Genomic DNA, 7,580 nt, shown 5'->3' on the forward strand with positions numbered 1-7,580 from the left:
AACCTTTTGATGGATGGAAATTCAGATTCTATGCGGGCAATGGTTCGCCGAGATCATCATCAAGAGGTAGAGAATCATGCCTAACTCAAGAAACTCGAGCTCGGGACACGCCAACGATCGAACGAAGACGTCTGAAGCCGGTCGTAAAGGTGGGAAAACCACGACCACGACTGTTGATAAAGACTCCACGAAGTCCGAGATGGGCCGCAAACCCGGCCAGAAATCCAAGTAATGGATGCAGGTGGTTCTGATTGAGAAGCGGGAGCGAAAGCTCCCGTTTGAATTTTTACTGAGGAGGGCGCGACCATGAACCCTATGGCCACCCGATTACGCAACTGCGGTCTAGCCGCGTTACTGGGCCTGTGTGCCAACAGTGCCTTCGCCCAGACGCCCACCGAATTCATCAACGATGCGTCGGCCAAAGGCATCGCTGACATCGAAGCCAGCCGACTGGCGCACCAGAAGTCCGAATCCAAGGAGGTCAAGGACTACACCATCGTCGTGATCAACGATCGCACGACCGCCAACCAGCACCTGGCGAAAATCGCCAAGCAACTGGATCTGCCGGTGGCACCGCGTGAAGAAGTGATGGAAAAAGCCAAGGCGCTGATGCCGCAGGTCATGGAAGGCGAGACCTTCGACCAGGCCTACACGGCCAGTCAGGTCAAGACCACCCAGGAAGCCATCGAGCAGCTGGAGCAAACGGCCCAGACCACTGACGTGCCGCAAATCAAGGCGTTCGCAGAAGAGACCCTGCCAAAGCTGCAGAATCACCTGCAAATGGCCAGGGCCTTGCAAGCCAGTCGCTAACGCTTCGCGTGCGTGGGTGACTTGCGGTCACCCACGCACTGTCGATCAGCATTTATTCAGATCCTGCTTGCCTTTCTCCTGGACCACGGTGCCATCAATGGAAATGGTCTGGCCTTCGCCAAGGCTGCGGTAGTGCTTTCTCAGTGCTTCCAGTTCCTTGAGGTCCAGGGCCTCGAGCCCGAGCATCGCGTTCTGTGCTTCTTTCGTCACTCGCAGCAACTCATCGACCTTCAGGTGCAGAATGTCCGTGTCGCGGTTCTGCGTGTTCTGGATCAGGAACACCATCAGGAAGGTGATGATGGTAGTCGAGGTGTTGATGACCAACTGCCATGTATCGTTGAAACCGAAGATCGGCCCACTGAATCCCCACAGCAAAATCAGGATGATCGCCCCGAGGAATGTCGAAGGGCTGCCGGTCCACAAAGCAAGTTTCTGTGCGATTTTTGCGAATTTCATGGCCGTTTTCCTTATAAGTGGGCGCCTGAATTTCAGACAGTGGCGGCGGGGTGAAAATTCGGCTTATTTCAGATCAAAAGATCGCAGCCTGCGGCAGCTCCTACGGGTTGATCCGATGTAGGAGCTGCCGCAGGCTGCGATCTTTTGATCTTGAAGTTTTGCCCATTGAAAGGCTCGCATTGGGTTGCTGGCGATGTATGGTTACGATTGAAATTTTTGCCCGTGCCGAAAAAACAAATGCACCGACAGGAGAACGCAATGAGTTGGTCCGCCAAACAATACGTCACTTTCGAAGATGAACGGACCCGTCCCGCCCGCGACCTGCTGGCCGCCATCCCCTCCGGTGCAGTGCGCTCGGCCATCGACATCGGTTGCGGTCCCGGTAACTCGACCGAGTTGCTGGTGGAGCGCTTCGCTGATGCCACAGTGCGGGGGCTGGACAGTTCGACCGACATGATCGAGGCCGCGCGCAAGCGCTTGCCACAGGTGCGCTTCGATGTCGCTGACATCGACACCTGGAATGACACTGGCCCATTCGATGTGATTTTTGCCAACGCGGTACTGCAGTGGGTGCCTGATCACGCAACGTTGCTGCCGGCGCTGGTGAGCAAGCTCGCACCCGGTGGCAGCCTGGCAATCCAGATGCCCGACAACCTCAATCAACCCTCACACCGCTTGATGCGCGAAGTCGCGGCGGACGGTCCCTGGGCAGGCAAACTTGCTGAAGTCGCCGGACAACGCACGGAAATGGCCGATGCCAGCGCTTATTACTCGATGCTGAAAGCCTGTTGCACCCGCGTCGATGTCTGGCGCACCACGTACCATCATCCGTTGGCGGGCGGCGCGTCGGGGGTGGTGGAGTGGTTCAAGGGCAGCGGACTGCGGCCCTTCCTCGAACCGCTGGATGAGACCGAACGCACGCAGTTTCTGCAGCAGTATCAGGCTGCAATTGCACAAACCTATCCGGCATTGGCCGATGGTTCGGTGCTGCTGCCATTCCCGCGATTGTTTCTGGTGGCGACGCGCTGATTTATCAATCATCGCTGAACACTGACCAACATCATCAGGCGATCCCGCTTTTGGGTCAGTGTCGGTTGCGCGACGACCTCGGCATCTGAGGGGCCCCATTCGTTGACGAAAAAACCGGCCGCGCGGGCCGGTTGATAGATCGCTGCAATCAGCTTATTTGTTGCAACACCTTGAGTGCTGCCGAAGCCAGGAAGCCCGAACGGCTTTTCTCTTCCGGGTGGTGCAGCACATACTCATCAATACGGTTGAGCAGGTAACCAGGCAGCGTGATGTTCAGCTTCTGGGCCTTGCCTAGATACTTGGTAACGTCGATGTCCACTAGTGCCCATGCGCACCCCGTGTACTTGGGATTGGCTGCGTGCAATGTCACTTTGTTCGCAGGAGGAATGGGTGAACCGCCTTCGGCCAGAATCTCGAAATGGCCTTCAATGGCTTCTCGGGCCATCGCCATCGCATCATCCAGATCTTCCCCGGCGGAAAAACAGCCGGGAATGTCAGGGACTTCAACGCCCCAGGCGTGCTCCTCATCTCCCATTGAAATCGCAATCGGGTAAAGCATTGTCATTGTCCTCCGAGGACTCAGCGCAGCATTAATCAGAGCAACGCCTGTTGCAAAATACTAATGGCCGTTTTCTTGAGAAGATCTTTCTTCGGGTGAGGGACGGTCACCAGCCCCGGTTTGGTCGGATGCTTGAAGTGATGGTGGCTGCCTCTTATACGTACCAGATACCAGCCGTCCGCAACGAGTTGGCTAATCAAAAATCGGCTATTCACAACACCTCCCTGTGGTGTGCTTGTGGTTACTATACCCACTGAATTTTTTTAATCAACACTATAACCACCAAAGTCTTCCTGGCTCGGTGGGGCAGCGATAGGAATCGAGTCCAGGAGGGCGATGCGAAAAAGCCTTGGACAACCCGAATGGATGTATTGCGAAGGTTTTCCTTTAGTCTTTCCAGCAGATGCTCCTTTGCTCTCTGGAAGGTCTTGAAACCGACTTGCTTTAACGAAATTCTTTACTGAGGCAAGAAAAACGCTAGCGGAACGTCGATCCTATGCGAAAACGCTAATGTAAGCAGAGCGGTTGGGAGCACTGCAGTGGCGACCAGCGGAAATGACAAGCTGGAATCTCATCAAATTCCAGACACAAAAAAACCGGCCCTGAAGGCCGGTTTTTTTCTATATCTGCATCCCCCGTCAAAAAACAACGTGAGACAAAAATTCGATTGGAGCGGGTGAAGGGAATCGAACCCTCGTTATCAGCTTGGGAAGCTGGAGTAATGCCATTATACGACACCCGCTCAGAGCGGTGACTTTGTACCAGATGTGCGCGTGGAAATGAAGTTTTTCTTTGCGTTTGATGGCTTTAGCTCGGGTGAATGACGTCCACAGACCGTGAGACGGTCATTCGCGGGCAAGCCTCGCTCCTACAGGGAAGGGTGGGGCTTGCTCGCGATGACGCTACTTCACAGGGACAATGCATGGCGGTCCTGAACGTGGTGGAAACGCGGTCGGCTTTCGTGCTGTGCTGGCTTCAGGAACCCCAGCAGTGCATTGCGGCTGTCTCGGCAGGCGGCTTTGTGCTCCATGTCGAGAAAATGGCCAGTTGCATCCAGGGTCGTGAAGGTGGCGTGTTGCACGTGGTCGGCGAACAACCGTGCGCCCTCGGCGGCGGTGTATTCGTCCCATTCGCCGTTCATGAACAGCACCGGTACGTTGATTTTCTGCGCCGCCTTGAAGAAGCACTGGCGATCGCTGTGCAGCAAGTCGTTGATGTGGAAATGCATTTGCCCGTATTCGTGATCGGCCAGGCTGCTGACGTGGCGGTAGTTGAAGCGCTTGAACAGCGTCGGCAAGTGTTTGCCGATGGTGCTGTTGACCAGGTTGCCGACCCGGTCGCCATCGCGGCTACCGAGGTAGTCGACTCCGCGCTCGAGGTAATCGAGCATGTGCGCATTGATCTCCGGGGAGAACGAGCTGATCACGGCTTTTTCGATGCGCCGAGGTTGTTGGGCCAATGCGACCAGCGTCGCGGCGCCACCCCAGGAAAACGACAGCACGTGCTCGGCGGCGAAGTGGTCGATCAGTTCCAGGAGGATCTGCCCTTCGACTTCCTTGGTCAGCAGTTTCTCATGCAGGTTGTGGGCTTTGGATTTGCCCGCGTAGGGCTGGTCGTAGCAGACGACATTGAACTGCGGGTGGAGGTTTTTAACGGTTTGTGCAAACGACGCAGTCGTGGCAAGCGAGCCGTTGACCAGAATAATGGTCTTTTCTGCGGCGTCTGCGCGATAGAACTCCGTGTAAACCCGATACTGACCCTGTATATCCAACACAGCGATTTCTGGCCTCATGTCATAAGACTCCTGGCAAGCGGGTATGCGCGCAAATGAGATTGCACGAGCTTTGTGACAGGTAGGCATACGCCTTGAAATTGTTAGCCCATGTCGATCCATGCAGCCCGGTCGACGGGTATTGTTATTGGCGGGCAGTCTGCCGGGTGAGGCCGGAACCCAAGGGTTCCTACCGGCAAAAAGTTTCTTGGATGTAATCCGTGACTCATCGGTCACATTTCGGCTGACGTCCTGATTCAAGCAGGCGTCACGTCATCGCGCAAGTGTCTTTGGTAAATTGTTCGACAACTTCTGCTGAGCGGTAGATTGCTTAGATCAATTCGATCTCATGGTCGCTCAAAGGGCGGTATTCGCCGGGTTTCAGCGCGTTGTCGAGCGTCAGCGGGCCCATGCGTTCGCGGTGCAGGTGCGTTACTTTGTTGTTGAAGTGACCGAACATGCGCTTGACCTGGTGATACCGGCCTTCGACGATGCTCAGGCGCGCGCTTTTGGGACCCAGAAGCTCTAGCCCGGCGGGTTGGGTGGTGAGGTCTTCGAAGGCGAAATACAGCCCCTCGCGGAATTTGACCGCGTATTCGGGGCCGATGTCCTGCTCGGTTTCGACGTAGTAGACCTTCGCCAGTTTGGTCTGTGGCTGGGTCAGGCGTCGCGACCAACTGCCGTCATTGGTGATCAGCATCAGGCCGGTGGTGTTGAAGTCCAGGCGGCCGGCGATGTGCAGGTCATCCTTGTCTGGCTCCGCGATCAGGTCCAGTACGGTGCGGTGTTGGGGGTCGCGAGTGGCGCTGACGCATCCGGCGGGTTTATGCAGCATGAAGTGACGCAACGCCTTGCCGGCTTGCAGCACTTCGTCGTCGACTTCGACGCGGCTGAATTCGCGGACGTCGGCGTGGGGATCGCTGACGGTCTGGCCGTCGATCCTGACGCGTTTTTCCACCAGCAACAGGCGCACCTGCTTTCGGTTGAAGCAGGGCAGGTTGCTGAGAAAACGGTCGACGCGCATGACTTGAAGATCGGTGAGTAAAGGGCGGCGTATCTTACGTGATCGGCCGGGCCGTTGCTTGCAACTGCGCCTCGACCTCGGCGCAACGCGGGCACAGGCAGGCTGCGTTGCGCAGCTCTGCAGGCAGCGCCTGGAGCACCGCCGGATCGATGCTGACGCCGTAGCACCAGCACGCCCTGTCCGCGGTTCGCGGGTCGGCCAGGGTGCAATCGTTGGGTGCGCCGCAAGCGGGGCAGAGGTCAGGCTTGGTCATAGACAGGGTGTGGGAGCTCCACGCAGGTTCGGTTGCGGCCCGATTGTTTGGCCCGATACATCGCATGATCGGCCCGCGACAGCAGGGTGTGCAAGGTGTCATCGGGTTGCAGGGAGGTCAGGCCGATGCTGACGGTCAGTTGCAAGCGGTTGCCATTGTACGCATATGGCTGGTGTTCCACATGCCGGCGTATTTTCTCGGCGATCACTTGACCCGTCTCTGCGTCGGTGTCCTTGAGCAGCACGATGAATTCCTCGCCGCCCCAGCGACTGACGATGTCGGAGTGGCGCAGGCAGCTTTCCAGGTCACGGGCGAAGCCGATCAGCACCTGATCGCCGGCCAGGTGGCCGTAGGTGTCGTTCAAGGCCTTGAAATGGTCCAGGTCCAGCAGCAACGCCGTCAGCGGCCTGGGTTCGCGCTGGGCTTCTTGCATCGCTTGCGCGGCCAGCAGGTCGAAGCCGCGACGGTTTGGCAGCTCGGTCAGGCTGTCGAGTGTCGCCTGGGTCTGGATCTGACTTTGGTAGCGATTGATCACGCGGTTGAGCAGGGCCAGCACGGTCAATGTGACCACCAGGCAAATCAGCAAGTTGAGGTACAACGAGCGACGGATGTCGTTGAGGTCGCCATCTTCGCGCTTATCTACGAACAGGTACCAGTTCAGCTCCGGGATGAACCGCACGTTGAGGAAATGCCCCTGGCCTTGGCCCGAGTATTCGTAGCTGCCGCTGTGGGGCTTGGGCAACTGATTGAGCAGGTTTTTCATGCTGTCGAGTTCGGCCAGGGTCTGCCCGGCCAGGGCACCTTGCGGTCCGCCCTCGGCCCCGGTGAGCACCAGGCGGCCGAAGGTGTCGACGAAGTACACGCTGCGCTGGTAGCGCTGCTGGTATTTGTCGATCAGCTTGATCACCGCGTCGACCGTCAGCCCGACACCCGCGGCGCCGATGAAGCGGTTGTGATAGTCGTAGACCTTGTAGTTGATGAAGACGGTCAGGTTGTCTTTGTTGGCGAGGTCCGGATCGACGTTGATCTCGTAGGGGTCTTTCATGTCACGGACACGAAAGTACCAGGCATCGCGGGGTTCGGTGGTCTTGACCTGCTTGAGCACGCCCTTGGCGTGGTAGTAGGTCAGGCTGGTGTCGGAGACGAAAAACGCCGTGTAGGCGCCGTAGTGGGTCATGACCTCGTTGAGGTAGCGGGTCATCTGGCCGGTGTCGCGCTCGCCATTGACCACCCAGTCGCGCATGAAGGTGTCGCGGGACATCATTGAGGAAATCAGGATTGGCCTGACCAGGTCTTTCTGGATTTCCGAGTAGACGGTGTCCGAGGTCAGCGGCAGTTCGGTATTGACGATGTTGTCGCGGATCGACGCGCGCGAGGCGTAGTAACTGAGAAAGGAGGTGGCCAGGAAGCCTGCACCCAGCAACGCGACCAGCGTGAGGACCAACGACCGTTGGGAATACAGCGGCGAGCGAAGCGGCATGGCAGTTCCATTGTCAGCTATCCGGTGGCGAGCATTCTAAGGACTGTCGGGGGAAATAGCTGCTCCATGTACGTCGCGAATGGTCGTTCCTGTGTTTTGACACAGATCGTTCCCACGCTCTGCGTCACTAGTGTCCGGTAAAAACCGAAGGGGGAGCTTGCTCCCCCTTGCTGTTGGCGGCCGTCAGTCATAATCGGA

At 57.4% G+C, this 7,580-nt stretch carries 10 protein-coding genes and 1 tRNA gene; 3 read left to right on the forward strand and 8 right to left on the reverse strand.

Annotation, left to right across the window (positions count from 1 at the left end; all coding sequences use genetic code 11):
- Window positions 1-76 precede the first annotated feature (76 nt).
- Entirely contained in the window at window positions 77-232 is a 156-nt protein-coding gene (locus AC3WWR_RS02925; protein WP_080725380.1) for a stress protein, read from the forward strand.
- Window positions 233-306: 74 nt separating this feature from the next.
- Entirely contained in the window at window positions 307-810 is a 504-nt protein-coding gene (locus AC3WWR_RS02930; protein WP_492598443.1) for a DUF4142 domain-containing protein, read from the forward strand.
- A 45-nt stretch (window positions 811-855) separates the two neighbouring features.
- Here AC3WWR_RS02930 and AC3WWR_RS02935 read toward each other — a convergent pair whose 3' ends face one another.
- Window positions 856-1,266, reverse strand: coding sequence for a low affinity iron permease family protein (locus AC3WWR_RS02935; protein WP_020798397.1), 411 nt, complete (start codon window positions 1,264-1,266; stop codon window positions 856-858).
- Between the two features lie 258 nt (window positions 1,267-1,524).
- Between AC3WWR_RS02935 and tam the strand changes: the two genes are divergently transcribed.
- Window positions 1,525-2,295, forward strand: a complete 771-nt coding sequence (gene tam / locus AC3WWR_RS02940; protein ID WP_151140745.1) for a trans-aconitate 2-methyltransferase — start codon at window positions 1,525-1,527, stop codon at window positions 2,293-2,295.
- A gap of 148 nt (window positions 2,296-2,443) precedes the next feature.
- On the opposite strand, the gene AC3WWR_RS02945 is transcribed toward tam, so the two are convergent.
- The 7 genes from AC3WWR_RS02945 to AC3WWR_RS02975 form a co-directional block, all read right to left on the reverse strand.
- Entirely contained in the window at window positions 2,444-2,854 is a 411-nt protein-coding gene (locus AC3WWR_RS02945) for a type II toxin-antitoxin system HicB family antitoxin (protein WP_083348378.1), read from the reverse strand.
- Between the two features lie 35 nt (window positions 2,855-2,889).
- Window positions 2,890-3,069: a type II toxin-antitoxin system HicA family toxin gene (locus tag AC3WWR_RS02950; protein ID WP_077184214.1), complete on the reverse strand. Its 180-nt coding sequence runs from the start codon at window positions 3,067-3,069 to the stop codon at window positions 2,890-2,892.
- Between the two features lie 453 nt (window positions 3,070-3,522).
- Window positions 3,523-3,596 (reverse strand) — tRNA-Gly (locus AC3WWR_RS02955).
- A gap of 165 nt (window positions 3,597-3,761) precedes the next feature.
- Entirely contained in the window at window positions 3,762-4,646 is an 885-nt protein-coding gene (locus AC3WWR_RS02960; RefSeq protein WP_020798401.1) for an alpha/beta fold hydrolase, read from the reverse strand.
- Window positions 4,647-4,956: 310 nt separating this feature from the next.
- Entirely contained in the window at window positions 4,957-5,649 is a 693-nt protein-coding gene (locus AC3WWR_RS02965) for a pseudouridine synthase (RefSeq protein WP_083348379.1), read from the reverse strand.
- Between the two features lie 34 nt (window positions 5,650-5,683).
- Complete coding sequence (locus AC3WWR_RS02970) at window positions 5,684-5,902, reverse strand: cysteine-rich CWC family protein (protein WP_020798403.1); 219 nt, start codon at window positions 5,900-5,902, stop codon at window positions 5,684-5,686.
- On the reverse strand, window positions 5,889-7,382 hold the full coding sequence (locus AC3WWR_RS02975; protein ID WP_020798404.1) for a sensor domain-containing diguanylate cyclase: 1,494 nt from the start codon (window positions 7,380-7,382) through the stop codon (window positions 5,889-5,891). Before AC3WWR_RS02975 ends, AC3WWR_RS02970 begins: the two co-directional genes overlap by 14 nt.
- Window positions 7,383-7,580: the final 198 nt, after the last annotated feature.

It is taken from the genome of Pseudomonas sp. EB271-G4-1 (genome assembly GCF_058791355.1).

Bases quoted from the DNA above. Each gene is read 5' to 3' on its own strand.
- AC3WWR_RS02925 (WP_080725380.1), top strand. From the start codon at position 77: ATGCCTAACTCAAGAAACTCGAGCTCGGGACACGCCAACGATCGAACG.
- AC3WWR_RS02930 (WP_492598443.1), top strand. From the start codon at position 307: ATGAACCCTATGGCCACCCGATTACGCAACTGCGGTCTAGCCGCGTTA.
- AC3WWR_RS02935 (WP_020798397.1), bottom strand. From the start codon at position 1,266: ATGAAATTCGCAAAAATCGCACAGAAACTTGCTTTGTGGACCGGCAGC.
- tam (WP_151140745.1), top strand. From the start codon at position 1,525: ATGAGTTGGTCCGCCAAACAATACGTCACTTTCGAAGATGAACGGACC.
- AC3WWR_RS02945 (WP_083348378.1), bottom strand. From the start codon at position 2,854: ATGCTTTACCCGATTGCGATTTCAATGGGAGATGAGGAGCACGCCTGG.
- AC3WWR_RS02960 (WP_020798401.1), bottom strand. From the start codon at position 4,646: ATGAGGCCAGAAATCGCTGTGTTGGATATACAGGGTCAGTATCGGGTT.
- AC3WWR_RS02965 (WP_083348379.1), bottom strand. From the start codon at position 5,649: ATGCGCGTCGACCGTTTTCTCAGCAACCTGCCCTGCTTCAACCGAAAG.
- AC3WWR_RS02970 (WP_020798403.1), bottom strand. From the start codon at position 5,902: ATGACCAAGCCTGACCTCTGCCCCGCTTGCGGCGCACCCAACGATTGC.
- AC3WWR_RS02975 (WP_020798404.1), bottom strand. From the start codon at position 7,382: ATGCCGCTTCGCTCGCCGCTGTATTCCCAACGGTCGTTGGTCCTCACG.